The sequence below is a fragment of the Paenibacillus sp. Y660 genome (assembly GCF_057221575.1).
Genome location: NZ_JBXBBJ010000017.1, coordinates 39,572 through 65,317 on the forward strand (window position 1 = coordinate 39,572; position 25,746 = coordinate 65,317).

At 48.3% G+C, this 25,746-nt stretch carries 22 protein-coding genes; 18 read left to right on the forward strand and 4 right to left on the reverse strand.

The window, feature by feature from the left end:
- The first annotated feature begins 7 nt into the window (after positions 1-7).
- Positions 8-211, forward strand: a complete 204-nt coding sequence (locus AC2TDN_RS18365) for a CLC_0170 family protein (RefSeq protein ID WP_484689609.1) — start codon at positions 8-10, stop codon at positions 209-211.
- Positions 212-256: 45 nt separating this feature from the next.
- Positions 257-1,015, forward strand: coding sequence for an oxygen-insensitive NADPH nitroreductase (nfsA, locus tag AC2TDN_RS18370; protein WP_484689611.1), 759 nt, complete (start codon positions 257-259; stop codon positions 1,013-1,015).
- Positions 1,016-1,068: 53 nt separating this feature from the next.
- On the opposite strand, the gene AC2TDN_RS18375 is transcribed toward nfsA, so the two are convergent.
- Positions 1,069-2,310 (reverse strand): nitrate/nitrite transporter, encoded by a 1,242-nt coding sequence (locus AC2TDN_RS18375; RefSeq protein WP_484689613.1) that lies wholly within the window; start codon positions 2,308-2,310, stop codon positions 1,069-1,071.
- A gap of 460 nt (positions 2,311-2,770) precedes the next feature.
- Between AC2TDN_RS18375 and nirB the strand changes: the two genes are divergently transcribed.
- The 11 genes from nirB to AC2TDN_RS18430 all read left to right on the forward strand — a co-directional run bounded on the left by nirB (position 2,771) and on the right by AC2TDN_RS18430 (position 17,600).
- Positions 2,771-4,918 (forward strand): nitrite reductase large subunit NirB, encoded by a 2,148-nt coding sequence (nirB, locus tag AC2TDN_RS18380; protein WP_484689614.1) that lies wholly within the window; start codon positions 2,771-2,773, stop codon positions 4,916-4,918.
- Positions 4,906-7,041: an assimilatory nitrate reductase catalytic subunit NasC gene (gene nasC / locus AC2TDN_RS18385; protein ID WP_484689616.1), complete on the forward strand. Its 2,136-nt coding sequence runs from the start codon at positions 4,906-4,908 to the stop codon at positions 7,039-7,041. Before nirB ends, nasC begins: the two co-directional genes overlap by 13 nt.
- A gap of 118 nt (positions 7,042-7,159) precedes the next feature.
- A complete protein-coding gene (locus tag AC2TDN_RS18390) occupies positions 7,160-8,731 on the forward strand; it encodes an ABC-F family ATP-binding cassette domain-containing protein (protein ID WP_484689618.1) in 1,572 nt (523 codons plus the stop codon).
- 326 nt (positions 8,732-9,057) lie between these two features.
- A complete protein-coding gene (locus AC2TDN_RS18395; protein WP_484689619.1) occupies positions 9,058-10,197 on the forward strand; it encodes an acyl-CoA dehydrogenase family protein in 1,140 nt (379 codons plus the stop codon).
- A 15-nt stretch (positions 10,198-10,212) separates the two neighbouring features.
- Complete coding sequence (locus tag AC2TDN_RS18400) at positions 10,213-11,385, forward strand: acetyl-CoA C-acetyltransferase (protein WP_484689620.1); 1,173 nt, start codon at positions 10,213-10,215, stop codon at positions 11,383-11,385.
- A gap of 16 nt (positions 11,386-11,401) precedes the next feature.
- Positions 11,402-12,253 carry a 3-hydroxybutyryl-CoA dehydrogenase gene (locus tag AC2TDN_RS18405; RefSeq protein WP_482065929.1) on the forward strand — a complete coding sequence of 284 codons (852 nt, stop codon included), beginning with the start codon at positions 11,402-11,404 and terminating at the stop codon, positions 12,251-12,253.
- A gap of 36 nt (positions 12,254-12,289) precedes the next feature.
- A complete protein-coding gene (locus AC2TDN_RS18410; protein ID WP_484689622.1) occupies positions 12,290-13,450 on the forward strand; it encodes an acyl-CoA dehydrogenase family protein in 1,161 nt (386 codons plus the stop codon).
- Positions 13,451-13,465: 15 nt separating this feature from the next.
- A complete protein-coding gene (prpB, locus tag AC2TDN_RS18415) occupies positions 13,466-14,365 on the forward strand; it encodes a methylisocitrate lyase (RefSeq protein WP_484689624.1) in 900 nt (299 codons plus the stop codon).
- Positions 14,355-15,476, forward strand: a complete 1,122-nt coding sequence (prpC, locus tag AC2TDN_RS18420; RefSeq protein WP_484689626.1) for a bifunctional 2-methylcitrate synthase/citrate synthase — start codon at positions 14,355-14,357, stop codon at positions 15,474-15,476. The genes prpB and prpC overlap by 11 nt, the downstream gene beginning before the upstream one ends.
- A gap of 24 nt (positions 15,477-15,500) precedes the next feature.
- Positions 15,501-16,943, forward strand: coding sequence for a bifunctional 2-methylcitrate dehydratase/aconitate hydratase (locus AC2TDN_RS18425; RefSeq protein ID WP_484689627.1), 1,443 nt, complete (start codon positions 15,501-15,503; stop codon positions 16,941-16,943).
- 147 nt (positions 16,944-17,090) lie between these two features.
- Positions 17,091-17,600: a hypothetical protein gene (locus tag AC2TDN_RS18430; protein ID WP_484689629.1), complete on the forward strand. Its 510-nt coding sequence runs from the start codon at positions 17,091-17,093 to the stop codon at positions 17,598-17,600.
- A gap of 91 nt (positions 17,601-17,691) precedes the next feature.
- Here AC2TDN_RS18430 and AC2TDN_RS18435 read toward each other — a convergent pair whose 3' ends face one another.
- Both AC2TDN_RS18435 and AC2TDN_RS18440 read right to left on the reverse strand, forming a co-directional pair.
- Positions 17,692-18,516, reverse strand: coding sequence for an alpha/beta hydrolase (locus AC2TDN_RS18435; RefSeq protein ID WP_484689631.1), 825 nt, complete (start codon positions 18,514-18,516; stop codon positions 17,692-17,694).
- 108 nt (positions 18,517-18,624) lie between these two features.
- Positions 18,625-19,521 carry a YihY/virulence factor BrkB family protein gene (locus AC2TDN_RS18440; protein ID WP_484689633.1) on the reverse strand — a complete coding sequence of 299 codons (897 nt, stop codon included), beginning with the start codon at positions 19,519-19,521 and terminating at the stop codon, positions 18,625-18,627.
- Positions 19,522-19,660: 139 nt separating this feature from the next.
- Between AC2TDN_RS18440 and AC2TDN_RS18445 the strand changes: the two genes are divergently transcribed.
- The 4 genes from AC2TDN_RS18445 to AC2TDN_RS18460 all read left to right on the forward strand — a co-directional run bounded on the left by AC2TDN_RS18445 (position 19,661) and on the right by AC2TDN_RS18460 (position 23,415).
- Complete coding sequence (locus tag AC2TDN_RS18445) at positions 19,661-20,068, forward strand: TerB family tellurite resistance protein (RefSeq protein ID WP_482065936.1); 408 nt, start codon at positions 19,661-19,663, stop codon at positions 20,066-20,068.
- 3 nt (positions 20,069-20,071) lie between these two features.
- Entirely contained in the window at positions 20,072-20,989 is a 918-nt protein-coding gene (locus AC2TDN_RS18450) for a helix-turn-helix transcriptional regulator (RefSeq protein WP_482065937.1), read from the forward strand.
- Positions 20,990-21,058: 69 nt separating this feature from the next.
- A complete protein-coding gene (locus AC2TDN_RS18455) occupies positions 21,059-22,600 on the forward strand; it encodes an MDR family MFS transporter (RefSeq protein ID WP_484689634.1) in 1,542 nt (513 codons plus the stop codon).
- A gap of 173 nt (positions 22,601-22,773) precedes the next feature.
- Positions 22,774-23,415, forward strand: a complete 642-nt coding sequence (locus tag AC2TDN_RS18460) for a Bax inhibitor-1/YccA family protein (protein WP_484689636.1) — start codon at positions 22,774-22,776, stop codon at positions 23,413-23,415.
- 98 nt (positions 23,416-23,513) lie between these two features.
- Here the strand turns inward: AC2TDN_RS18460 and AC2TDN_RS18465 are convergent, their stop codons facing one another.
- Positions 23,514-23,726 (reverse strand): hypothetical protein, encoded by a 213-nt coding sequence (locus AC2TDN_RS18465; protein ID WP_482065940.1) that lies wholly within the window; start codon positions 23,724-23,726, stop codon positions 23,514-23,516.
- Between the two features lie 159 nt (positions 23,727-23,885).
- Between AC2TDN_RS18465 and AC2TDN_RS18470 the strand changes: the two genes are divergently transcribed.
- Positions 23,886-25,718 (forward strand): ABC transporter substrate-binding protein, encoded by a 1,833-nt coding sequence (locus AC2TDN_RS18470; RefSeq protein WP_484689638.1) that lies wholly within the window; start codon positions 23,886-23,888, stop codon positions 25,716-25,718.
- Positions 25,719-25,746: the final 28 nt, after the last annotated feature.

Genomic DNA, 25,746 nt, shown 5'->3' on the forward strand with positions numbered 1-25,746 from the left:
TTCGAATATGATTGGCGATGGGTATACAATCAGTTATCTCAATTACGCTGTTTTCCTATGGATCACGACCGGATTGCTCATCCTGCTAATCGATGTCAAACCATTTAAAATAGAGGGACTAAGCAAGGAACACAAAGTATCTCTCTTTATCGGCTGGTTTAATATTATAATCGGGATTCTCTTGATTATATGGGAAATGGTGCTGAAATAAATAGTAATACCTGTCATAATGAAACGAAAAAAGGAGGAATGCTCGATGAACGATACGATCCAAACACTGCTAAACCACCGCTCTATTCGTTCCTATACGGACACGCCGCTTACGAATGAGCAAATTCAACTAATCGTGCAAAGCGCGCAAGCTGCAGCTACGTCAAGCTACGTGCAAGCCTATTCGATTATCGGCATTAAGGATGAAGCGAAGAAGGAGAAGCTCGCTGAGCTTTCAGGAAACCAAACTTATGTTGCCAAAAACGGGCATTTTTTTGTGTTTTGCTTGGATCTGCATCGCTTGGAATTGTCTGCTGAGCTGGAAGGGGCTGCAGCCGCTCAAATCGAGCAAACGCTGAATTCCACCGAAATGTTCATGATAGGGGTTATCGATACGGCGCTTGCTGCGCAAAATGCAGTAATTGCCGCAGAATCTATGGGTCTAGGCATCTGCTACATAGGAGGTCTGCGAAATAAACTGGATGACGTTGCCGAGCTGCTTCAGACGCCAAACCGGGTTATCCCGTTATTCGGACTTAGCGTTGGTCATCCCGCGAATCTATCCGACCTTAAACCAAGGCTGCCGCTTGCCAGCGTATATCATGAGGATGGATATAATCAGGTTAAAGAACAGCTGGTCGAACAATTGCAAAGCTACGATCAAGAAATCTCAAGCTACTATACGGAAAGGACGAATGGAGCGCGGAGCGATCGATGGACGGAAGCGATGACGAAGCTGCTTCAAAATCCGAAACGGCTGTATATGAAAAGATTTTTAAACGACAAAAAAATACCCTTAGAGTAAGCCATGCAGCTTATTCTAAGGATATGAGGCTCTTCTAGTTGTGCAGCTTCATGTTACGCGCTAACTTGTGCTGCTTCAGCGACAGGCTCTAACCGTGCTTTGCCGCCTTTAGCCATCCATTTATTTTTCCATTTCGACTGCATGACCGTCAATAAGACGAGTGAGCATATCGTCAAGAAGCTTAAAATGAGGAAGCCTGATGTGTACGAGCCAGTGGACTTATAAAGCTTTCCAAGAATAAGAGGGAGAGCATAGCCGCCTAAGCCGCCAGCAGCCCCGATAATGCCAGTCATGAGGCCAAGCTCGCTGCCAAAGCGCTGTGGCACAAGCTGGAACACCGAGCCGTTTCCTGCGCCAAGACACATCATGCCGATGAAGAGCAGCGTAATAACGACTGGCAGTGCGGGCAAGGAAGATACAGCTGCAAGCATTAAGGCAGCGACCGCGTAAAGGATGGTAAGCATTCTTGTGCCGCCAATACGATCGGAGAGATAGCCGCCGACTGGTCTAAAGAAGCTGCCTGCGATGACACAGAAGGTAGTGAAATCGGCAGCTCTGACCGGCGATAATCCATACTGCGTATTGAAAAAGATGGTCAAATAGTTGGCGAGACCAACAAATCCGCCAAAGGTTACGCAGTAGAAAGCGCAGAATACCCATGCGTCGCCTTGTTTCAATACTTGTGCATAATGCGAAAGCTTCTTAGGCGCAGGACGATTCGGACTATTTTTGGCAAAGATCGTGAAAATAATAAATACGAGAACGATTGGAATAATGGCAAGGCCAAAAACCAATTCCCAGCTTCCATAATGCTGTGCAAGACGGTTAGCAAACAAAGTTGTAATAACAGTACCGCTGTTGCCTGCGCCGGCTATCCCCATTGCAAGACCTTGATGCTCCTTGGAATACCACTGGCTGGCTAGCGGCAAGGCTGCAGCGAAGGAAGCTCCGGCAACGCCAAGCAAAAGCGCCACAATATAAAGCTGATCCAAGGAATGTACGAATTTCCAGCCCATAATTAATGGAACAAGCGTAAAGAGCATTCCGAATTGTGCGGTACGTTTTGGCCCGATGTAATCTGTCATGAAACCTAACACTAACCTTAATATCGATCCCCCTAATATAGGTAATGCGACAAGATTTGCTTTTTGTACAGGATCCATCGGATAATCAGCCGCAATAATAACACTCAGAGGACCGATCAACACCCAAATCATAAAACTAATGTCAAAATACAAAAATGCGCTGAATAGGGTGGGCTTATGCCCGCTTTGCCAAAATCCTTTTCTCTCCATCCCAATCTCTCCCTTTTCTAATGTAATCAACCTAAAAAGCCGCAATCCGTCCATGTAAAGGAACGAAAAGCGGCTTCATTGCCATGGCAGCACATCATTGTGCGACCTCTTATTTATTGGATCACATACACTGTAACCCCCAACTCGAATTATAGGTTCGCGTAATGTATATGTCAATATACATTACACATAAATTTTTTAACGTGAAATTACAAAGTGTGCGTTATATATATTGACATGTAAATCAACATGAACTAATCTATACATAATAGAATGAGTACAGCACAGTGGCGTGCTGACTCTTGCGGCAATGATGCCTTTTCCCTGTATGCGGGAAAGGGCTTTTTATGTTCATTTTTACTCAAATCATTCGCTGGAGGGGCGGGCGCTTCAGCTGGGCAGGAGGTTCGGTTCGGATCGTTAACGAACTAGGAAATTGCAAAAGTGGATGTGAACATAGATGAGCAGAGAGAAATTAGTTGTGATAGGCAATGGGATGGCAGGAATCAAATGTGTCGATGAAATCATAAAGCTTGCGCCGGACAAATTTCAAATCACCGTATTTGGAAATGAGCCTCATCCGAACTATAACCGTATTTTATTGTCAAAGGTGCTTCAGGGAGATTCCTCTATTGAAAGCATTGTGATCAATGATTGGTCATGGTATGAGGAAAATGGAATTCGACTATATACGGGTGAGACAGTCGCCTGCATTCATTCGGATTCTCAATATGTGACGACCGTATCCGGCATTCGTGCCGATTATGATCACCTGATTATTGCAACAGGCTCATCAGCCTTTATTCCGCCAATAGCAGGTATTCATAAGTCTGGCGTCATCTCATTCCGCAACATTGACGATTGCAGGACGATGATGGATTATGCGAAAAAATACAAGAAGGCCGCAGTCATCGGCGGCGGCTTGTTGGGACTCGAAGCTGCGAGGGGCCTCCTGAATCTCGGCATGGAGACGGATGTTATTCACAATGCGCCTTATTTGATGAATCGACAGCTCGATCACATGTCAGCAGACATGCTTCGCAAGGAATTGGAAGAGCAGGGAATGCGATTTTGGCTGAGCAAGGAAACGGATAGCATATTCGGCTTAAATCGCGCCAAAGGCATCCGCTTCACGAATGGAACCACATTAGAGGCTGATTTGATCGTCATTTCCGTCGGAATTCGTCCTAACGCCGAGCTTGCCAAAAAGAGCGGGATCGAAACCAATAGAGCAATCATAGTCGACGATTATATGAGAACGAGCAAGCCTCATATATATGCGGTTGGAGAATGCGCGGAGCATCGAAGTGTCGCCTATGGCTTAGTTGCACCGCTGTATGAGCAAGGAAAGGTGCTGGCGAGAAGCATTTGCGGACAGAAATCAGAGCCCTACCTTGGTTCTGTTCCTTATGCACAGCTCAAGGTTTCAGGTGTCGAGGTTTTTTCGGTTGGGGAAATTCGCCAAGAGGAAGCAGAGACTGCAATCCAGCAGTATGACGGTATTCGTGGAACCTACAAAAAAGTGACGATGAAAGAAGGAACGGTTCGCGGAGCGATTTTGTTTGGTGATACAGCGGAAGGAACCTCCTTGCTCGACCTCGTGAAAAGAGGAGCATCGATATCGGAGCTTAACCGACCTTCTAGCACGGGGGGCACAAACGAGCTTGATCGATTAGCTGAAATGATGCCTGAAAGAGAGACGGTATGCGCCTGTAACGCTGTCCAGAAATGTACCATCATGAGCGCGGTCACCCAAGATGGCCTGCAAACGACCGACCAGGTACGTGACCAAACGAAGGCTTCGAGCTCCTGCGGCGGCTGCAGGCCGATGGTAGCAGCGATCGTGCAATATGCGCTTAGTCGTGGCAAGGAAAGTGTTAAAGCTGCAGCTCCGCCTATTTGCGGCTGCACGGATGTTAGTCATGAATTGCTCAAGGAAGCCATTAAAGGTGATTCACAATCAACCCTTCATGAAATAAAGGCAGAATTGGGCTGGAAAAAACAGTCCGGCTGCCCGGTTTGCTCATCAGCGTTGAACTATTATTCAGTCTTATATCATCCGCATACTGCCATTCAAGAGAGGAATATCGAAGTGGATTATGGGTTCAGTGTAGCCGTGATCCCTATAAATCCAGTCAAAAAAGATGGCAGCTGCGAACCATTTGATTCATTGTCGCTTGGGCAAGATCTCCTTAGCTGCTGCGCAAGCTTGCCTTTTCCAGCACCAGTAAAAGCAGCTATCTCGTCCAGCATTCATCAACCTGCAGGCGTACTCGTTTCCGATATCGGGATTACAGGGGCGCCGGCGGGCTGGGAAATCTATGCCGGTGGGCATGCCGAACATCCGGTTAAGCAGGGACAGCTAATCGCAATAGCAGAGACCTATGCGCTTGCTTTAACGATTTCGGTAGCTTGTCTTCAGCTTTATAGAGAAAATGCCGAATATGACGAACCGGTTTGGAAGTGGCTGGAGCGAGCAGGAATCATCGAAATGAGAGAAATGCTATTGGATAGCAGCTGTCAAATGGAGCTAACCGGCAGAGCTCAGGCTGCTGCCTTAGTGAAACAAAGTGTGGAAGGGCTTGGTGAGAGCATATGCGTCAAATGATAAATGCTCCTATCGTTAAGGAAACGAGCTACGTTATGGATACGCAGTGTCCGTTTTGCAGTGTGCAGTGCAAGATGCGCATCACGAGAGAGCTGCCTGTTCTTGGCTCGAGCAGGCCTTCATATGTGATTGAAGGTATACCGAATGCCGCTTCAGAAGGACGCTTATGCGTGAAGGGGATGAACGCTCATCAGCATGCGGCAAGCTCGGAGCGTCTTCTTCAGCCATTGGTAAGAATAGATGGTCAGCTTGTCCCTGCATCATGGGAGGAGGCAATGCTGTCGATTATCAGTAAATTTCAAGCCATTAGCGACGAGCACGGCCCCGATTCCTTAGGTGTATACGGCGGGGGATCGCTAACGAACGAAAGCGCCTATCTGCTAGGCAAGTTTGCAAGAGTAGCGCTTGGAACGAAGCATATCGATTATAACGGGCGTTTTTGCATGTCGGCTGCCGCATCGGCGGGCAACAAAACCTTTGGCATCGACCGGGGACTAACCTGCCGATTATCCGACATTCCGCTTGCTCGCTGCATTATTTTGGCGGGAACGAATATTGCCGAATGCCAGCCGACCTTAATGCCTTATTTCAATAAAGCCAAAGAAAATGGAGCCGTCATCATCGTCATTGATCCGAGAGTTACTGCTACGGCTGCAATTGCCGATTTCCATTTGCAGCTAAAGCCCGGTACGGATGCAGCACTAGCCAATGGTTTGCTTAAGGTATTGCTGGATGAGAAGCTGATGGACGAAGCGTTCATTGCAAATCGTACAAATGGGTTTGCTGAATTGAAGGAGCACTTGTCTGCCATTCAGTTAAATGAAGTAGCAAGCTTAACAGGTTTGGAGGAAGCCGCCATTCGTAAAGCTGGAATGGCTTATGGTCAAGCGGAAACCGGCATTATTTTCACGGCGAGAGGCGTGGAGCAGCAAACCGACGGCCATGTGGCGGTACGGAACTTTCTAAACCTCGTACTCGCAACTGGCAAAGTCGGCAAGCCTGGCTGCGGCTACGGCGCAGTAACCGGGCAAGGCAATGGGCAAGGCGGTAGAGAGCACGGACAAAAGAGCGATCAGCTGCCCGGCTACCGAAATATTGAAGACGAACAGGACCGGGCTTATGTTGCCGGCATATGGGGGGTAGATCCGAAGGAGCTGCCGCGCAAAGGGGTATCCGCCTATGAAATGATGGAATTGGTGCATCAACGCGTGATCCGTTCTTTGTTCGTGATGGGCTCGAATCCGATCGTATCGAATCCAAATGCCAATTTAGTCGAGGAAGGTTTGCAGGGGTTAGATTTCTTAGTCGTTGCGGACATGTTCTTGTCTGAGACGGCTAGACTCGCGGATGTCGTACTGCCGGTCACGGCGTATTTGGAAAATGACGGTACCTTGACTAATTTGGAAGGCCGCGTGCTCTTGCGGGAATCTACGATAGCTCCGCCAGGAGAGGCAAGGCATGACTGGGCTATTTTGTGTCAAATAGCAGAAGGGATGGGAAAACAGCAGTATTTCACTTTCCAATCCGCCGAGCACATTTTTGAGGAGCTTAGACTTGCAAGCCGCGGTGGATTAGCAGACTATTACGGCATAACATATGATCGCTTGAGGCGTGAGGGAGGTGTCTATTGGCCATGTACATCGACCGAGGAGGATGGCAACGAAGGCATGATGTTCGAGAAAGCTTTTGCCCATTCGGATGGAAGAGCGATTTTTATGCCTGTTGCCAGTCGGCTTCCGCAGGAGACGCCTAGCGATGAATTTCCGCTTACGATGACGAATGGAAGGGTGCTTTCGCATTATTTGACAGGCGTCCAAACGCGCAGAAGCCCTTCATTAGCTGCACGAAATATTGAAAATTATATTGAAATTCATCCAAAGACAGCTCAGAAGCACCGCATTGAGGATGGCGAATGGGTGGAGGTTACCTCGCTTAGGGGCAGCTTTAACGTACGAAGCCGAATCACCGATAAAATAAGGGAGGACACGCTATTCGTGCCCATGCACTGGGGAGGCGTACAGAACGTCAATAAAGCGACAAGTCCAGAGCTTGATCCCAATTGCAAAATGCCTGGCTTCAAAACGTCGACAGTGGCGATTAGCCCACTCCGTTTGCGGAAATAAGAGATGAATGAAGAAGGATCGTTATGAGCTTCCATGAAGGAGCCATGCGGTCCTTTGTTGCGTCAGGCTTGACATGATGGTCGCGCGTGGTTTACAACCATATACAGAGGTGATAGGCATGAGCGTGATTCGACTCGAAAACGTAACGAAAAAATATGAGGATACTCTTATTTTTCGCGATATTTATTTTCGTATAAGCAAAGGGGAACGGATCGGTCTCATAGGACGGAACGGTGCCGGTAAATCGACAGTATTTAAGCTCATTCTCGGCAGGGAAGTACCTACGGCGGGAAAAGTAGAGGTAGATCCGCAGGTCAAGGTCAGTTATTTCTCCCAGTTCTCAGAGCTGAGCGGCAGCCGATCTGTTCAGCAGGAAGTTGAGCTGTGCTATGAGCATATTTGGAGCATTGAGCGTGAGCTGGCTGAAATTGGTGAGAAGCTAGGCACCGCAGCCGATGATGGTGAAATGAACCGTCTGCTTGATCGCCAAGCCGAGCTGTTTGAGCAAATGGAGCATCATGATGGCTGGAACGCGGCAGTCGAGATCGATACGGTGCTGACTAAGCTTGGGTTCGATGAGCATTCCCGCATGCAGCCGGTCGATCAGCTATCCGGAGGCTGGCGCAACCGTGCCGCATTAGCCAAAATGCTGATTGAGCTGCCGGATGTCGTCCTGCTCGATGAGCCGACGAACTTTTTGGACATTGAAGGGTTGACCTGGCTTGAGCAATGGCTGCATCGCTTTAACGGCACGATGGTGCTTATTTCTCATGATCGGCAGTTTATCGACCGGGTGGTTACCCGCACAATTGAAATTGAAAACTACCGTTTTCAAGAATATGAAGGCAATTATACCGATTATATTCGCAAAAAAAAGCTGCGCAAGAAGGAGCTGGACCGGCAGTTTGAATGGGAAGAGGAGCTTCTGCTGATGGAAGCGGAGGAGATCGACAATAAGTCGCAGAGAAAATCCTCCCAAGATCGGCTGTCGCGCAAGCTGGCTGATATGAAGAAGCGTGTAGAGCCCAATCCGGTTAATGTTCTCATAACCGATATTTATGAAAATTTGCGCTTCCCTGACCAGCTGTGCCAAGTGGAAGCCATTAGCAAGAGCTATGGTGAGCGCGGCATTTTCCAAAATGTAAGCTTTGACATTCAGAAGGAGGACCGCATTGCCATAATCGGTTCGAACGGCAGCGGCAAGTCCACGCTCATTAAGGTGCTCACTGGCCAAGAGTCGGCGGATTCGGGTGTGGTACGATTTAGCAAAGGCGTTAATTTTGCTTTTTTCAATCGAATGTGGGACGAGCTTGATCAGAAGGATACGGTAAGCCATGCCGTTAACGTGTATGGCCTTGGACTTGATGCTCCGCGAAAGAAAGTGAATAAATTTCTGTCGATGCTTCAGTTCTCGGAGGCTGATCTTCACAAGGTGATCGGAAGCCTATCAGGCGGTCAACAGGCACGGGTCGCTCTTGCCAAATGTCTGCTGTCTGGTGCTGAAATTATCGTACTGGATGAGCCAACTAACCATCTTGATCTGACAAGCATCCAGGTCATGGAGCAGGCTTTGATCCATTTTCCCGGGGCCGTCGTTACGGTTAGCCATGACCGGTTCTTCATCGACAAAATCGCGACGAAGCTGCTTACTTTTGAGCAAGGCGGAGAAATTTCACAACAAAATGTTTAAACACAAATGAAGAATAAGCAAGGAAGATGAGGATGCTTGACGACAACCAAAGATTCCCATACTGAAGGTGACCGGTTGGAAGGCCATCGAGTCACCAAAGGATCCTTATGTTTACCGTTCAACTTAAATAAGAAGTCTACAAGAAGCCAGCCTGCAAAGGTTGGCTTCTTGTGTTTTCCTAATAATGGGATTTAATTGGAATGATGCGCTTTATTAACTGACCGGTGAAGTCATTTTTGAGGTGGCCGCATTCATATACTACGATAGATGCGGATACCGTCGAACTTTGTCCACCACACTTTGCCTGCCGTGAGAGGGGGAGGGAGATGCAATTTTGCTTATCCGAGGAGCTGGAGCTGACAAGGTCGGTCATTCGGGAATTTGCAGAAAGCGAGGTTGCAAAGGGCGCTGAGGAACGGGATGCTAATGAGCTTTTTGATCGATCGCTATTTGGACGGATGGGAGAACTCGGCCTGACTGGCATCCCAATCGGCGAGGCTTATGGCGGTGCTGGAAGTGATTGGCTGACCTATGCCATTGTGCTGGAAGAGCTGTCGCGTGTTTGCGCATCTGCGTCAGCTGCGTTAGCTGCGCATACCGTCTATGCAGCTTGGCCTATCTTTGCTTTTGGCAACGAGGCAGCCAAACAACTATTTCTTAAAGAGCTGGCAAGCGGTGCTAGGTTTGGAGCATGTGCGCTGCCAATAGCAGATAAGAACAAAGAAAGAGCGGACTACACCATTCTCGCTCGCAAGAGAGGAGGAAGCTGGGAGCTAAACGGCGCACATTCCTTTGCCGTTCAAGCGGAGATCGCAGATCGCTGCGTTCTATTTGCCCAATCACCCTCTGGCTCGGGGAAATCTACGTACAGCGCATTTCTAGTCGAACAGGGTACGCCTGGATTTAAGATCGGAAATAAAGTGCGCAAGCTTGGCTTGCGCTCCTTTATGACCGCGGAAATCCATTTCGAAGAATGTGTCATTTCAGCTGATCATAGAATAGGAAAAGCCGGACAAGGGCAAGAAATAGCTTCCTCGCTGATCGATATCGGCCATATCAGCGCTGCAGCGCAAGCCGTAGGCATTGCGCAGGGGGCGCTGGAGGCCGCCGCAGCCTATGCGAAGGAGCGCAAGCAATTCGGACTGCTGATTGGCAAGCAGCAGGGCATCTCCTTTAAGCTGGCGGACATGTCAGCCAAGATCGAAGCTGCTCGTCTGCTCGCCTATCAGGCAGCATGGCGCAGGGATGAGCAATTAAGCTGCAGCAGAGAAGCGGCGATAGCCCGCAAATTTGCGGCAGAAACGGCGGTTCATGCAGCAATTGAGGCTATACAGATATTTGGCGGCTACGGGTATATGCAGGAATACCGGATGGAACGGTTTTTGAGAGATGCCAAATGCTTGGAAACCGAGGTGGGCACCTGCGGTATGAAGACGGATTTGTTCTACCGCATGCTGACGGAATAGGGAGGCGATTCCACCATGCGTCAAACGGTCATTGTCGGCGGGAAAAGAACGGCATATGGCAAATTCGGCGGCATGTTCAAGGACGTTAAGGCTGTCGAGCTTGGGGCAGCGTCGATTAAGGGGGCTATAGAATACTGCGGGATAGCTGCCGATGAGGTGGATGGTGTCATCATGGGCATGGTTCTCCAAGCGGGCTGCGGGCAAAATCCAGCTCGGCAGGCTGCAAGACTAGCGGGTATCGGTTGGAGCGTTCCCTCGGAAACAATCAATAAAGTATGTGCCTCCGGGCTGCGGGCCATCACCCTGGCGGATCAAATGATACGCGCCGAAGAGGCCGATACGATTGTGGCTGGCGGTATGGAGAGCATGAGCCAAGCGCCGTTTGCTATTCAGACAGCAAGGTGGGGAAGTCGGCTCGGCCATTCGCAGCTGACGGATCTCTTAATCAACGATGGTCTGCTCTGTCCATTCCACAATGTGCAAATGGCTGTACATGCCAATGCTATCGCAGCAGAATTTGGCATAAGCCGTACCGAGCAGGACGAGTGGGCGTTAAGAAGCCATAATCGTGCGAGCTCGGCTATTCGGAGTCATCTGTTCGATGAGGAAATCATTCCGTACTCGACTCCTGCAAACGCTATTCTCAGTACGGATGAGAGTCCGCGCTCCGATACGGATGGCGAGAAGCTGGCGCAGCTTAAGCCGCTGAACGGTTTCAGCGGTTCGATCACTGCAGGAAATGCTCCCGGCATAAATGACGGGGCCGCAGCTTTGGTATTGATGTCAAATGAAGAGGCGCTGCGAGGCGGATACAAGCCAATTGCCAAAATCATCGCACATAGCGCGATCGGGACGGAAGCTCCTTATCTCGCTACCGCACCCGTCCTCGCCATCGAGAAGCTTTTGCGGAAGACGGGGCTATCGATTACGGACATCGATTTATTTGAAGTAAATGAAGCCTTTGCTTCCGTCATTCCAACATGCGGCAGGCTGCTCGGCTGGGACGCGGAGAAGGTCAACGTAAATGGAGGCGCAATTGCGCTAGGCCACCCGATTGGGGCTAGCGGCGCAAGAATTGTGCTTACATTAATGATTGAATTGCAGCGGCGCGGCGGCGGTCTTGGCATTGCTGCAATTTGCAGCGGAGGCGCACAAGGCGATGCGGTACTGATTCAGGTGGATGGCTGAAACAGAGGTGATTGGGATGGATTTTCGAACAATTACGGTAATAGGCGCGGGGCAAATGGGCAGCGGAATCGCACAGACGCTTGCTCAAAGCGGGCGTCAGGTAACTCTTTACGATATCGACAATTTTGCTGTTAATCGCGGCATTTCCTCAATCGAAGCTTCATTATCTAGACTTGTCTCTAAGGGAAAAATAACCGAGGAGGAGCGAGTGTTGACGCTTGGCAACCTTGCTGCTTCAACGGTAATTGATAGCGCTGCTCTAGCTGAGCTTGTCATTGAAGCTGCGCCAGAGCGTATGGACATGAAGAAAGACTTATTTAATCGGCTGGATCAGATTTGCGCCGCTAATACGATTTTGGCGACCAATACATCTTCCTTATCCATTACCGATATGGCAGCCTCTACGAATCGGCCGCAGCTCGTTATCGGCATGCATTTCATGAATCCAGTTCCCGTGATGCCGCTCGTCGAGATCATTCGAGGGCTAGCGACATCGGATGAAACCTTCAATAGGATAAAAGAGCTTTCAATCGCCATAGGCAAATTGCCTGTAGCGGTAAATGACTTTCCTGGCTTCGTCTCTAACCGCATTTTGATGCCGATGATTAATGAAGCCATTTTCACCGTTTATGAGGGAGTAGCAGAGCTGGAAGCTGTGGACCAAGTGATGAGGCTTGGCATGAATCATCCGATGGGGCCGCTCGCGCTGGCTGATTTCATTGGACTGGATACTTGCTTAGCCATTATGGAAACGCTGCATGATGGGTTTGGCGACTCTAAATATAGACCTTGTCCGCTGCTGCGGAAATATGTGCAGGCCGGCTGGCTGGGATGCAAGACGGGACGCGGTTTTTACATTTACGATTGAAGGCGGGGTTCGTTTTTCGGAAAGGGGTGCAGGGCAGTGGAGCTCCGGTATACGCAGGTACAAGAAGAGCTGCAGAGAGCGGTCCGACATTTTGCGGAGACAGAGATTGCCCCGGTTGTGCCGATGATGGAACAAAACGATGAATTTCCAAGCTTATTGGTGACGAAGATGGCTCAGCACGGATTAATGGGCATTCCCATTCCGAAGATATGGGGCGGCGCTGGCGGCGACTTTATTTCGTATATCGTTGCGATTAACGAGATTTCGAAAGTAAGCGCGACGATAGGCGTCATTTTATCCGTTCATACATCCGTGGGCACGTTCCCGATTTTGCAATACGGCACGCAGGAGCAACTTGCAAAATTTGTGAGCAGGCTTGCGTCTGGCGAGAGCTTAGGCGCTTTCGCGTTAACCGAGCCCCACGCCGGATCGGATGCTTCCTCCATACGAACTTCGGCCGTCCGGGTCGGAGATCATTATATTTTGAACGGGACGAAGGTATTTATTACGAATGCCGGCGCAGCGGACATCTATGTCACCTTTGCGGCAACAGATTCGACTAAGGGCGCTCGCGGTATTACCGCATTTATTATTGAGCGAGATTCGCTCGGACTTACGATTGGCAGAAAAGAAAAGAAGATGGGACTGCATGGCTCCAGCACCTGTGAATTGATTTTTGATCAGATGAAGGTGCCGGTTTCGCAACGGCTTGGTGAAGAAGGAAAAGGATTTGCCATCGCGAAGGGCTCGCTTGACGGCGGCAGAATCGGGATTGGGGCGCAAGCACTCGGCATTGCACAAGCAGCGCTTGAGATGCTGAATAGTCGATACCATCCGTTCATCGCACAATCAGTGATGAGGCGCGGCAAGCCGCCGCTGCATCTGCATGCTAAACTTGCCGATCTGACCGCTCAGGTAGAAGCGGCGCGACTGCTCGTCTATCATGCTGCATATTTGCGCCAAGAAGGACTCCCTTGTACGAAGGAAGCATCCATTGCAAAAATGTTCGCATCCGATACGGCTGTTGCGGTAACGGGCGCGGCGGTGCAACTGCTCGGAGTAGAGGGCTGTAAGAAGGAGTTGTCAGCAGAAAGGCTCTTTCGCGATGCCAAGGTTACTCAAATTTACGAGGGTACCAACGAAATTCACAGAATCGTAATCAGCGGCCAATTGCTTAAATCATTCAATTTATATTGAAAAGGCGGTGGCAGAATGGGTGGATCCCCGGGGCAGCGTCTACGCGAGGCGCTTATCGACGAAAAGCCCCTGCAAGTCGCTGGCACAATTCATGCCTATTCGGCCATACTGGCGGAACGAGTCGGATTTCGTGCCATATATTTATCTGGCGCAGGCGTCGCAAATGCGTCCTTCGGACTGCCTGACCTTGGCATCACGACGCTTCACGATTGTTTGGAGGAGGTAAGAAGGATCACGAGCGCAACGGAGCTGCCGCTGCTCGCAGATGTGGATACCGGCTTTGGCGGAGCCTTCCAAATTGCCCGCGCCATCAAGGAAATGAATCGCGCCGGAGCAGCCGGCGTTCATATCGAGGATCAAATCATGGCCAAACGCTGCGGGCACCGCCCCAATAAATCTATCGTCAGCAAGGGGGAGATGGTGGACCACATCAAAGCTGCCGCAGACGCAAGATCGGACTCGCAGTTTGTCATTATGGCTCGCACGGATGCTCTCGCGGTTGAGGGATTGGAATCCGCGATCGAAAGAGCCTGTGCCTGTGTCGAAGCAGGGGCGGACATGATATTCCCTGAGGCCGTCACTAAGCTTGAAGATTACCAGGCGTTCGCAGACGCTGTAAAGGTTCCCGTCCTCGCCAACATTACCGAGTTCGGCCAGACGCCGCTATTCACGATTGAGGAGCTTGAGAAGGCGGGCGTCAGCTTGGCTCTCTATCCGTTATCGGCCTTTCGCGCAATGAACGCAGCTGCTTTGCTCGTTTATGAGACGATCCGGCGCGAGGGGACGCAAAAGAATGTGGTAAGCCATATGCAGACGCGTGCGGAGCTCTATGACTTTCTAGATTATTTCAGCTATGAGAATAAGCTGGATCAGCTATACGGAAGCCGAAAGGAGGAGTCAAGCGATGGCGACTAAAAAACCGGGCGGGCTTGCGGAAGTCATTGCCGGGGTTACAGCGATTTCTACCGTTGGCAAGGAAGGCAAGGGGCTAACTTATCGTGGCTATTCCATTGAAGATCTTGCAGGCTATGGCACTTTTGAGGAAACCGCTTATTTGCTCATTTACGGAAAGCTCCCGGATCATAAGGAATTGCAGCAATATAAGCAAAAGCTGCAGCAGCTGCGTAGTCTGCCGGCTGGCTTGCTCACGATATTGGAACAGCTGCCTGGAAGCACGCATCCGATGGACGTACTCCGTACAGGCGTTTCAGCTCTTGCTGCCTTTGAGCCTGAGACCACGCAGCATAATCAATATGAAATTGCCGATCGTCTGATCGCAAGCTGCGCTTCCGTGCTGCTGTACTGGCATCATTACCACAGAAATGGAAGCAGGATCGATACAGCAACGGATAGCGACAGCATTGCCGGACATTTTCTCCAGCTGCTGCATGGGCATAGGTCAAGCGAGCTTCACGAGAGGGCGATGGACGTCTCGCTCATCTTGTACGCGGAGCATGAATTTAACGCTTCCACTTTCGCAGCACGCGTGACGACGTCCACCTTGTCCGATATATACTCGTCAGTTACAACCGGTATCGGCACGCTGCGCGGCAATCTTCACGGCGGCGCAAACGAGGCAGCTATGGAATTAATTGAACAATTCCGAGGCCCAAGCGAAGCCGAAAGCGGTGTTATGCAGCTGCTGATGGACAAAAAATTAATTATGGGCTTTGGTCATCGCGTATATTCGGTCTCCGATCCAAGATCGGATTTGATCAAAGCGTGGTCGAAGAAGCTCTCTGAGGCTGCAGGAGATATGACGCTCTATCTCATATCGGAGCGGATTGAGCAGATCATGCAGCAGGAGAAAAAGCTCTTTCCGAATTTGGATTTCTACAGCGCATCGGCATATCGATTAATGGGCATTCCAACTTCCTTGTTCACGCCAATCTTTGTAATTTCCCGTATGAGCGGCTGGTCTGCGCATATCATCGAGCAGCGGGCAAATAACCGTCTCATTCGACCAAGTGCCGATTACAACGGGCCGGATCAGGCGCCGTGGGCTTCCATTAATAATCGATCGTAACGAGAAGGGGAGGAGAAGCTGCCCATGTCAACGCCTATCAGCAACAATAAGCCCGAACCCGATCAATTGCTTGTTGATATTGCAAAATATGCCGCTGATTATGTAATCGATAGCGAAGAGGCTTACGAGACAGCTAGATATTGCCTCATGGACACGCTCGGCTGCGGTTTGCTCGCGCTGCGTTATCCGGAGTGCACGAAGCTTCTGGGTCCAATCGTCAAGGGGACATTCGTGCCGAATGGGGCACGCGTACCCGGCACCGATTTCCAGCTTGATCCGATCACTGCCGCATTCAACATTGGCTGCATGATTCGCTGGCTCGACTATAACGATACATGGCTCGCAGCGGAATGGGGCCATCCATCCGATAATTTAGGCGGCATTCTTGCTGTCGCAGATTATATAAGCAGAACGAACATCGCCGAGGGAAAACCACCTTTAACGATGCGCGATGTACTCACTGCGATGATTAAAGCTCATGAAATCCAAGGTATTCTTGCCCTCGAAAATAGCTTCAATCGCGTTGGGCTCGATCATGTAATTCTCGTCAAGGTCGCCTCGACGGCAGTTGTGACCGCCATGCTCGGAGGAACGCAGGATGAGATTGTCGCAGCCGTATCGCAGGCTTGGATCGACGGCCATCCGCTTCGCACCTACCGGCATTCGCCTAATACCGGGACGCGAAAGTCATGGGCTGCTGGCGATGCGACAAGCCGGGCTGTTCGGCTTGCGCTCATGGCCGTGCAAGGCGAAATGGGGTATCCTTCCGCGCTGACTGCGCCGGGATGGGGGTTCTATGATGTGCTGTATAAAGGGAGGCCCTTTTCCTTCAAGCGAAGCTTTGATTCGTACGTAATGGAAAATGTACTGTTCAAAATCGCATTTCCAGCAGAATTCCATGGTCAAACGGCAGTCGAATGCGCCATTTCTCTTCACCCTTTAGTTAAGGATAGACTGCATGAAATTGACAAAATCGTTCTCACCACGCATGAGTCAGCGCTGCGCATTATTGATAAGACGGGGCCGCTCCATAATCCGGCGGATCGCGACCATTGCCTGCAATACATGGTTGCAATCGGACTGCTATTCGGCAATTTGACAGCCGATCATTATGAACAAGAGGCTGCGCAAGACCCGCGAATTGATGAGCTCCGCCTTAAGATGATTACGGCCGAGCAACCATCCTATTCGCAGGATTACCTAGACCCCGGTAAACGCTCGATCGCGAATGCGATTCAGCTATTTTTCACGGATGGTACATCCTCGGAGAAGAAAGAGATCGAATACCCGATTGGCCATAGGAGAAGGCGCCTTGAAGCAATCCCGCTTTTGCAGCGTAAATTCGAATCCAATCTGAGAACCCGTTTTCCCACTAAGCAAACACAGCAAATTATTGAGCAATGCCGGGATCAGCAGACGCTGGAATCGACTCCCGTGAACCAGTTCGTGGACCTGTTTGTCATATGAGCGAATGCCTGCGTAGAGCGCAGGTTTTTCTTTTTTCCCAAAAATATTTTTGTAGCTATTCTGTAACTTATTGCACCCAGAAAACGTTATATTCTATAGGTAAGACGAATAAGAATATAAACCATAAATAAAAGGAGCGTCAGCGCTATGAAAAAATATGCAATGATCGCAGTTGTTGCGATAGCTTGTCTCACGGCCTTTAGCTTTGCGCCGACGGGAGGCCGTGATTATAAACCGGTAGAGCAAACGCCGGATTTGGAAACGGGATATATCGAAAGTGTACAGAAGCAAAATAATAAGTACACGCTATCCATCGATCAAATCGATTGGTACGAGGGCGAGCAAGCCATCGATAAATTTTTAGAGTTTGAAGCGGATTCGGGTCTTGATGGTCCTCCGGACGGCTATTACATCATTGATGAAGATGATGCCCTTCATGAATGGCCAATAGCAGATGATGCGAAAGTTCTTATGCAAATCTACAACCGCACTGGCAATGTGAACGAAGCCGATATTGTCTGGAATGAGCCGATTTCCGTTGAAAAATTCGTCGAGCTATTGGAAACGGAAGATGACTTGGATATAAAAAGCTTCCCTTATCATATGACCTTAAAGGATGGGGAAATCGTTCAGATCGTGCAGCAATACGTCCCTTAATAATAGGCAAAACCGCAATTCACATCATCCAAAAAGGGTAAGAAGCCAGAACTGTTGGCATCTTACCCTTTTTTTCGTACTTGATGATCCTTTAGTCTCTTCCAGCTTCATATATTTTTTGGGCAAGCATACCGGGATTCATCTTCGTCGACGTCATATGATCGCTATTTCCTTGAATATATCGGAAAATACCGAGTCGACTGGACATATGCGGGTGCCAGCCATATTCGCTGTTGTATTGCGGCAGTACGTTATCTTCTGTAAAGAAGATATAGCTTCTAGGCGTGGTGAGGCTGTAAAATTTTTTAAGATCAAGCTTCTCAAATAACGGCTTTGCAGGCTCAGGCGTTATTTTACTGTACATGCGCTGAGCGACATCTAAGGGCGCCACATTTACAAAGATGTCACGAAAAAAAGGGAAGGGTAGCATGATCGTATCATCCTTCGAGCTGTCTCTTAGCTGCTGAAAAAAAGCTAATGCGACTGGCGGAAATTCGTCTGCTGCCGATTCACCGTCATTCAGTACAAATGCATCCCAGAAGACGAGCCGTTTTATGCGATTCGGAACAAGCTCCGCTACCTTTTGAACGACAGTGCCGCCAAAACTGTGTCCTACCAAAATAATTTGCTCAAGATTGCGGGCGATGATAAAATCAGCGACTGATCTGCTCAACATCGCATGGGTAACATTTTTGTTAGGGTCCGCACCGTGGCCTGGATACTCAGGCGCATACACGATGTGGCCCATTTGACGCAGTACGGCCGCCGTTTCATCCCAAAAGCTTGCATCTGCCCAAGCGCCGTGTACAAGTACAAAAGTAAGCTGCGGAAGATAACTAGGCATATAACGTTCATAGGTTGGATACGCGTTAACGTATGGATAATTCCAGTTAATCCCATTTTTGTTCATAGGCATACATGTATAATTTCCCCTCTAGATCAGATATATCAGCATATGCCTAATTTTCTGTGAGGTTCTTTACTTGGTATTTTAAAAAATTGTGTGCGGATTGCGATACCACCGCTATGAATGAATCGTTTTGCTTTTATTCGGCTGCAGCCGAAAGCTATGACGTGCAGATTTCAAATGGGGGATTCGAGATTTTGCTGAGGCAAGCGTGGCATTGATCTCACCGCCGAGCATAATGATATTCGAGCTGATATAGAGCCAGATCAATAGAATGATCATGCCTCCCAGGCTGCCGTAGGTTTTCGAATAGTTGCCGAAGCTGTTCATATAAAACTGGAATAGCAGCGATGTCACAATCCAGCCGAAGGTTGCAAAGACAGCACCCGGCAGCACCTCTCTGAAGCTGAGACGCCTGCTTGGTACAATCCAGTAAAGCAAAGTAAACGCGCCGATCATAGCTGCAATAGGAATCACATATTTTAGAACGCTCCATGACCATTGAAAGCCTCCAGGATAACCCAGCCATTCGAACAAATAGTGTCCGATTGCCTTTCCGAAAATAAGCATTACCATGACGAGTACGATCACGACAACTAGAAAAATCGTCGATATGACCGAGATGCCGCGAACCTTCCAGAAAGGACGCTGCTCTTCAATGTCGTATGCCTTGTTCAGCCCTTTAATCATCGCGTTTATGCCGTTTGACGCCGACCAGATCGTAGCAAACATACCGAATGAGAGAAGCGTCCCGCTGCTGTTATCCACGACCTCCGCCAATATGCCGGCAATCGTATCGCTTGCATCGGAAGGGAGCAGGCGAATCAGCTCTCCTACAACGCTATCCCCTGACAGCTCAATAAAGCTAAGCAGGCTAACCATAAAAATAAGAAACGGAAAAAACGATAATATCAAATAATAGGTCAGCTGTGCGCCTAGCGCAGGAACATCATCCTCGCGAAATCGGCTGTATAGACATTTTATAAACTGGAGCGTTTGAGACATTCGCGTCATACGCAGTCACCATCCTTTTATTTTAAAATTAAACAAAAAGGTAAGATTACTAAACAAGTTGATCGAAAATGTAGGAAAAATCCCCAACCTGTCGAATAAGAATATAGTCAAACATATTTGAAACTAGGGAGTGGACCGATTGTTTTTACATTTTCTACAATCCAAGGAACATAAAGAATCTTTTCTGGAACTCGCGCATCTCGTAGCGAATGCCGATGGTTTTGTCCACAAAAAAGAAAGAGGATACTTGCAATCGTTTATGGAAGAAATGGACTACCAGCAAACCGATTTCAACTTCTCTAATGAGAAGAAGCTTTCGGATATTATCGGCGGCCTGAAGGATGAGCATGTGAAAAAAATCTTTTTCGCAGAAATTTTGCTGCTTATATTTGCGGATGGAGACTACAACGATGATGAGAAAAAAATTACGCATGACATGAAGCAGCTGCTTGGTTTTTCTGATGAAACCTTTGAGACATTGAAGAGCTGGGTCATTCGAATGGATCAATTGAAAATCGAAGGCTTAAAGCTCATCTTGAACCCATAACCGATGAAGCTGGAGCGATTAATCTCGATGATTTATATGCTGCTGAATAATGAGGTGCTTTCGGCATCCGCTTTGGCAGACAAATACAAAGTGTCTCAACGAACGATCTACCGCGATATCGATGCTATTTGTGCAGCAGGAATTCCTGTCGTATCCTATCAGGGCGTAAATGGCGGGTATGGCATCATCGAATCGTATAAAATGGACAAAAGCTTGCTCGGCTCGTACGATGTGAGCTCGCTTATTACGATTCTTCACAGCATGTCGACCGTCTTCGATGACGAACGAGCTTTGGAAACGATCCATAAGCTGCAAACTCTTCAACACAGTGATGCATCGCCAAGCTTGACGATGGACATTGGAGGGAGCGGAGCCTACAAGGATTCACTCCGTACGCTCAGGGTAGCGATCACGGAATGCCGAATCGTCCGTTTCGAGTATGTCAATGCGCAGAGCGAGAGGAAGGAGCGCTGCGTAGAACCGATCAGCCTGCTGTATAAGTTTGACTCCTGGTATTTATACGGATTTTGCAGAGAACGCAAAGACTATCGTGAATTTAAGCTGCCGCGAATGGCAAATTTGCTTGTCTCAACGGAATACTTTCAGAAGCATAGTCAGCTTCCCGATAGAAATCTCCCCTTTGATCGACAACAGCAAGAAAATAAAATAAATGCGACGCTTCATTTTTCAGTTGAATGCTTGGCACGGGCAATGGACTTCTTCTATAGCGCCGAGAAAAGCTTCAATGATGATGGCACGCTTACCATGACGCTCGAAGTGGATGCATGGTCCGTGAAGCGTTGGCTCATTCCGAGCCTGTTGAGCTTCGGTGACGGCGTTGTTGTCGCTCAGCCGGCCGAGCTTCGAGATATGGTAAAAACGGCAATTGAAGAAATGTTAAAACGGTATACCGAAGTATGACACTCAGCTGTCATACTTTTTTTATTACACTGATAACAAGCTAAATGAAATCAAAAGGAGTGTTTATCAGTGAAGCAAAATCAAAAAAGCAGCCTTTCCATCGTAATCGGAGGCTTGCTGCTCGGAATTCTCATGGCGTCCATGGACAACACGATTGTTGCGACGGCAATGGGCAATATCGTCGGTGAGCTTGGAGGCATGGACAAATTTATTTGGGTCACATCGGCCTATATGGTTGCAGAGATGGCGGGAATGCCTATTTTCGGCAAGCTGTCTGATATGTATGGGCGCAAGAAGTTTTTCGTATTCGGGATTATCGTATTTATGCTTGGATCGGTATTGTGCGGCCTAGCCGATTCAATAACCGAGCTCGCTATTTTCAGAGCTATTCAAGGCATCGGAGGAGGCGCACTTATTCCGATTGCGTTCACGATCATGTTTGATGCTGTACCCATAGAGAAGCGCGGGCAATTAGGCGGACTATTCGGAGCCGTCTTTGGCTTATCGAGTATTTTCGGTCCATTGCTCGGGGCCTATATTACGGACCATATCGCTTGGCAATGGATTTTCTATATTAATCTTCCACTAGGATTGCTCTCCTTCCTGATGGTCACTTTTTTCTACAAGGAATCGCATGAGCATTCCAAGCAGCCTATCGATTGGCTAGGCGCATTTACGCTAATTGGAGCGATTGTCTGTCTCATGTTCGCGCTAGAGCTTGGCGGCAAGCAATTCGCATGGCAATCGCCAATCATTTTAACCTTATTCGCCGGCTTTGCCGTCCTTCTAATCGCATTTCTTATGGCGGAGAAGAGAGCAGAGGAGCCCATCATCTCATTTGATCTGTTCAAGAACAGATTGTACACGACAAGTATTCTAGTAGCTCTATTTAGTGGAGCGGCATTTATTGCGGCATCGGTTTACATTCCAATCTTCATTCAACGAGTGCTTGGCGGCTCTGCTACAAATTCGGGTCTTGTGCTGCTGCCTATGATGGTCGGATCAGTCATTACCGCAACGCTTGGGGGAAGCCTCATGAACAAATTTTCGTACCGAAACATTATGATACCAACACTCGCTATTTTAGCACTCGGGATCGCGCTTGTTGCCACCATTTCCGCTGAAACATCTCGATTGACGGTCACCATCTATATGGTGCTTATCGGTTTAGGCATCGGCGCATCATTCTCCGTACTTAGCAATGCAGCCATTCATGGCTTATCGTACCGCCAGAGAGGAACTGCAGGCGCAACGCTTAATTTTATCCGCTCGCTTGGCATGACCATTGGCATTACAGCGTTTGGTCTCATTCAGAGCCAGTTTTTCACGAATAAAATGACTAAGCTATATTCCGCTGAAGGCAGCGAGGGCGGAGGATTGCCGGAAGGACTTGATTTCAAGGACCCTCATGCGCTGCTTTCTCCGGATACTCGGGCGCTCATTCCATCTGGCCTGCTTGATAGCTTCTCCAGCATGCTCTCAGGCTCAATCGCTTACACTTTTGCCTGGGCAATTGTGCCGGTCGTGCTCGCATTGCTCTCAGCGTTCTTCATGGGTCGCAAGAAGCTTGACGCAACGGCGGAAACAGCCGAATATTCATCCGCGCATTAGAGCATTGTGGTATTAATAGCTGCTTTTGCAAGAAACCTTCTTCTTCCAAATGGATGAATGGAGGTTTTTTTGTTTAAATCGCAAACATATTATGTAAAAAATTACTTTTTTATAAACGTCGTTTATGCTATTATTGGGTCTATAAAAAAACTTATGCTGGGGAGATAAAGAAGATGATTAATAGTCAATCAAGCGGGTATAGAAAGCCCATGCAAAAATTAATGCTCACATTTTTCTTTGCACTGCTCGTATCGGTGATTGGGATGTTTATTGGAACGATGCTGCCGAGCGTTGCTCGAATTCCGCTTTTCATTTTGGAGATCGGCCTTATTCTTGCCATCGTATTTCTTCGCAAATCGAAAGCGATCGGCTATTCTCTAATGTATGCATTTATGGTGGTATCGGGAGCTGCCTTGCAATTTAGTTTAAGCTATTATATCGCCTCGATGGGTACGACCACTGTCATCCAGACCGTCGCGGTAGCGGTTATCGTCTATGCCGGTCTTGCGATCTATGCAACCTACACGAAAGAGGATTTCAGATTTTTAGGCGGATTTCTATTCGCATCGTTGATTGGACTTCTCGTAATCGGGCTTATGCAATTTATATTTCCTTTCGATGGGATGATGGAAACGCTATTCGCGGGCTTCGGCTTGCTTATCTTCATCGGTTATACGTTGTATGACTTTAACCGGATGTCCAAGGAAGGGTTCGATGATAGTGATATTCCATTGATGGTTGTGAACATTTATCTGGATTTGGTCAACATCATCATTTTTGCTCTTCGATTCGTAAAATCACTGCTGGACGATTAAGCTGCTATTGCTGAATTCGTTCACAACGATACAAAAAGGTTAATCTTCTTCCATAAAGATTAACCTTTTTTATTGGTCAAAAGTTTAGCCTGGTTCATTTATTCCTCCATTGTTTCTTGGTGGCTGCAGCCTGAGGGATTCTGTTTTTTGGATGAGCCATACCTACCCACTCTACGACTTGAGAATAATCTTCTGAAAAAAGAGACTTTCGGCGTACCATATTCGATAAAATCTCCTCGGCGAATTTTTCTTTCCAATTCCCGCTCACGTTCATTCCATAATTGTTCAGCGACATATTGATCAATCATCATACTCCACATCCTCCTTAGAACCATTCCCGTTTTATTTTTGTGTGGGGTGTTGGTCCTTTTATTATGCAGTCGTTAAAAGGGGATAAAAAGTGTATAATCGTTTTCGTATATTTCCCCTTTTATTTAACCGTCCACTCAGACGTTAAGGAGGATTGCCTTTTGTTGACTCATGAACGTTATTTGTTGTTATATTCGAAGTTTGCCGGTGCTGATGGGGCTGGCAAAGCAATAGAGGTGTCATTGGAACAGCTGGCAGACGCCTTGTACTGTTCCTCACGCAACGTGAAGCTGATCCTCCGAAAGCTTGAAGAGGAGGGCTTCATCGAATGGATAGCAGGCCGCGGGCGAGGCAACCGATCACAAATAACCTTCCTGCTTGCAAAAGAAAAAAAGCTGCTTGAGCTAGCGCAGCTTCTTGCAACTAAAGGCGAGTATAAGCAAGCGTTTGAACTTATTGATAGCTATGGAGACGGGACAGCCGCAAGAAGCTTATTCGCGGAATGGTTGAATGGACATTTCGGTTACCGCACGATGCAGCTTAATGATATTGAATCCGACATCCTTCGGCTTCCCGTACATCGACCGATTTTGACGCTCGATCCGAAAGATCTTTATTATGCATTCAGTGCTCATATGATCAAGCAGCTGTTCGACTGCCTCGTCCAATATAACCGTGATGCTTGCAAAGTCGTTCCGTCGCTCGCACATGCGTGGGAGCATGATGGCAGCGGCAAGGTGTGGACCTTTCATCTGCGCAAAGGAGTCATGTTTCACCATGGTAGAGAGCTAATTGCCGAGGATGTCGTATATACACTCAATCGTTTGCACGGAAGCAGCGCTTCCGGTTGGTTCGTTCGAACAATCGAACAAGTCGAAGCAATTGGCCAGAGAACGGTAAAAATAAAACTTTCGAATCCAAACTGGCTATTCCCGAGATTTCTCTGTGCACCCGGATTATCCATTGTTCCTCATGAACTGGTGGAACAGGATGAATTATTTTGGACTCGGCCGGTTGGTACGGGACCTTTCCGGTTCACCGATTGGACTGCTGATCGATTCACGATGCAGGCGAATGCAGGCTATTTTCAAGGAAGAGCCCATTTGGACGGCGTCGAAATCGTCATCATGCCAGAGGATACGGTCGTTTATACAAAGAGCTGGGAACAGCTGCTCATTGATCACGATATAAGAGATATCCAGCCGGAACAAGGGTGGAAGAAAATAGTGTCAATTTGCAACGGATGCAGCTTGCTTACATGGAATATGGGGAAGGAAGGTCCACAGCAATCCGCAAAGTTCCGGAAAGCGATTGATTTACTCGTAGATCGGACTCAAATGATAAAGGAGCTGGGAGAGGACCGCATTTATCCTGCTCAAGGGTTTCATCCAAATGAGGCTACTTACGAATGGCAGGATCAATGCGAATCCGAGCAAGCAATCGAGCTGCTTAAAGAGTCTGGCTATAACGGAGAGGCAATCCGAATAAGTACTTATGGCATACATGAGCAGGATGGTTTATGGCTTCAGCGCCATTTGTCTGCATTCGGAATTGAGGTTGTTGTACAAGTAGAGACCTGGAAGAGCATCAGAGAGCCTGAAGTTCTTCAAAACGCTGATTGTCTATTGTATTGCGTCGTGTTTGCGGAGGATGAAGTATGCTTAATTGAGCTTTATGAGCAGACAGGCAATTTCCTCAGAGAGCATCTGGACCCTCGCTTGCGTGGCTGGGTGAAAGAGAAGGTTGATTCTGCATTGGCATGCGAACGAGCAGTGGATCGTTGGAATCATCTATTTGAAATCGAAAAGAAGCTGAAGGATGAAACACATGTCCTCTTTTTGCTTCACAAAAAGCTTAACACCTTTTACAATCCAAATATTAAAGGGGTAGGCGTGAACTCCCTTGGCTGGATCGATTTTAAGGATATATGGCTAGAGCGAACCGAAGATGTTTCTCAAATCATCGAGTCGAGTCCTATGGCGAATTTGCAGTAATCAGGTGTAAAACATCTGGAAGAAGGTT

Excerpts from the sequence above, each read along its gene's own strand:
- AC2TDN_RS18365 (WP_484689609.1), top strand. The coding sequence starts at position 8 with ATGATTGGCGATGGGTATACAATCAGTTATCTCAATTACGCTGTTTTC.
- nfsA (WP_484689611.1), top strand. The coding sequence starts at position 257 with ATGAACGATACGATCCAAACACTGCTAAACCACCGCTCTATTCGTTCC.
- AC2TDN_RS18375 (WP_484689613.1), bottom strand. The coding sequence starts at position 2,310 with ATGGAGAGAAAAGGATTTTGGCAAAGCGGGCATAAGCCCACCCTATTC.
- nirB (WP_484689614.1), top strand. The coding sequence starts at position 2,771 with ATGAGCAGAGAGAAATTAGTTGTGATAGGCAATGGGATGGCAGGAATC.
- nasC (WP_484689616.1), top strand. The coding sequence starts at position 4,906 with ATGCGTCAAATGATAAATGCTCCTATCGTTAAGGAAACGAGCTACGTT.
- AC2TDN_RS18390 (WP_484689618.1), top strand. The coding sequence starts at position 7,160 with ATGAGCGTGATTCGACTCGAAAACGTAACGAAAAAATATGAGGATACT.
- AC2TDN_RS18395 (WP_484689619.1), top strand. The coding sequence starts at position 9,058 with ATGCAATTTTGCTTATCCGAGGAGCTGGAGCTGACAAGGTCGGTCATT.
- AC2TDN_RS18400 (WP_484689620.1), top strand. The coding sequence starts at position 10,213 with ATGCGTCAAACGGTCATTGTCGGCGGGAAAAGAACGGCATATGGCAAA.
- AC2TDN_RS18405 (WP_482065929.1), top strand. The coding sequence starts at position 11,402 with ATGGATTTTCGAACAATTACGGTAATAGGCGCGGGGCAAATGGGCAGC.
- prpB (WP_484689624.1), top strand. The coding sequence starts at position 13,466 with ATGGGTGGATCCCCGGGGCAGCGTCTACGCGAGGCGCTTATCGACGAA.
- prpC (WP_484689626.1), top strand. The coding sequence starts at position 14,355 with ATGGCGACTAAAAAACCGGGCGGGCTTGCGGAAGTCATTGCCGGGGTT.
- AC2TDN_RS18425 (WP_484689627.1), top strand. The coding sequence starts at position 15,501 with ATGTCAACGCCTATCAGCAACAATAAGCCCGAACCCGATCAATTGCTT.
- AC2TDN_RS18430 (WP_484689629.1), top strand. The coding sequence starts at position 17,091 with ATGAAAAAATATGCAATGATCGCAGTTGTTGCGATAGCTTGTCTCACG.
- AC2TDN_RS18435 (WP_484689631.1), bottom strand. The coding sequence starts at position 18,516 with ATGCCTATGAACAAAAATGGGATTAACTGGAATTATCCATACGTTAAC.
- AC2TDN_RS18440 (WP_484689633.1), bottom strand. The coding sequence starts at position 19,521 with ATGACGCGAATGTCTCAAACGCTCCAGTTTATAAAATGTCTATACAGC.
- AC2TDN_RS18450 (WP_482065937.1), top strand. The coding sequence starts at position 20,072 with ATGAAGCTGGAGCGATTAATCTCGATGATTTATATGCTGCTGAATAAT.
- AC2TDN_RS18460 (WP_484689636.1), top strand. The coding sequence starts at position 22,774 with ATGATTAATAGTCAATCAAGCGGGTATAGAAAGCCCATGCAAAAATTA.
- AC2TDN_RS18465 (WP_482065940.1), bottom strand. The coding sequence starts at position 23,726 with ATGATGATTGATCAATATGTCGCTGAACAATTATGGAATGAACGTGAG.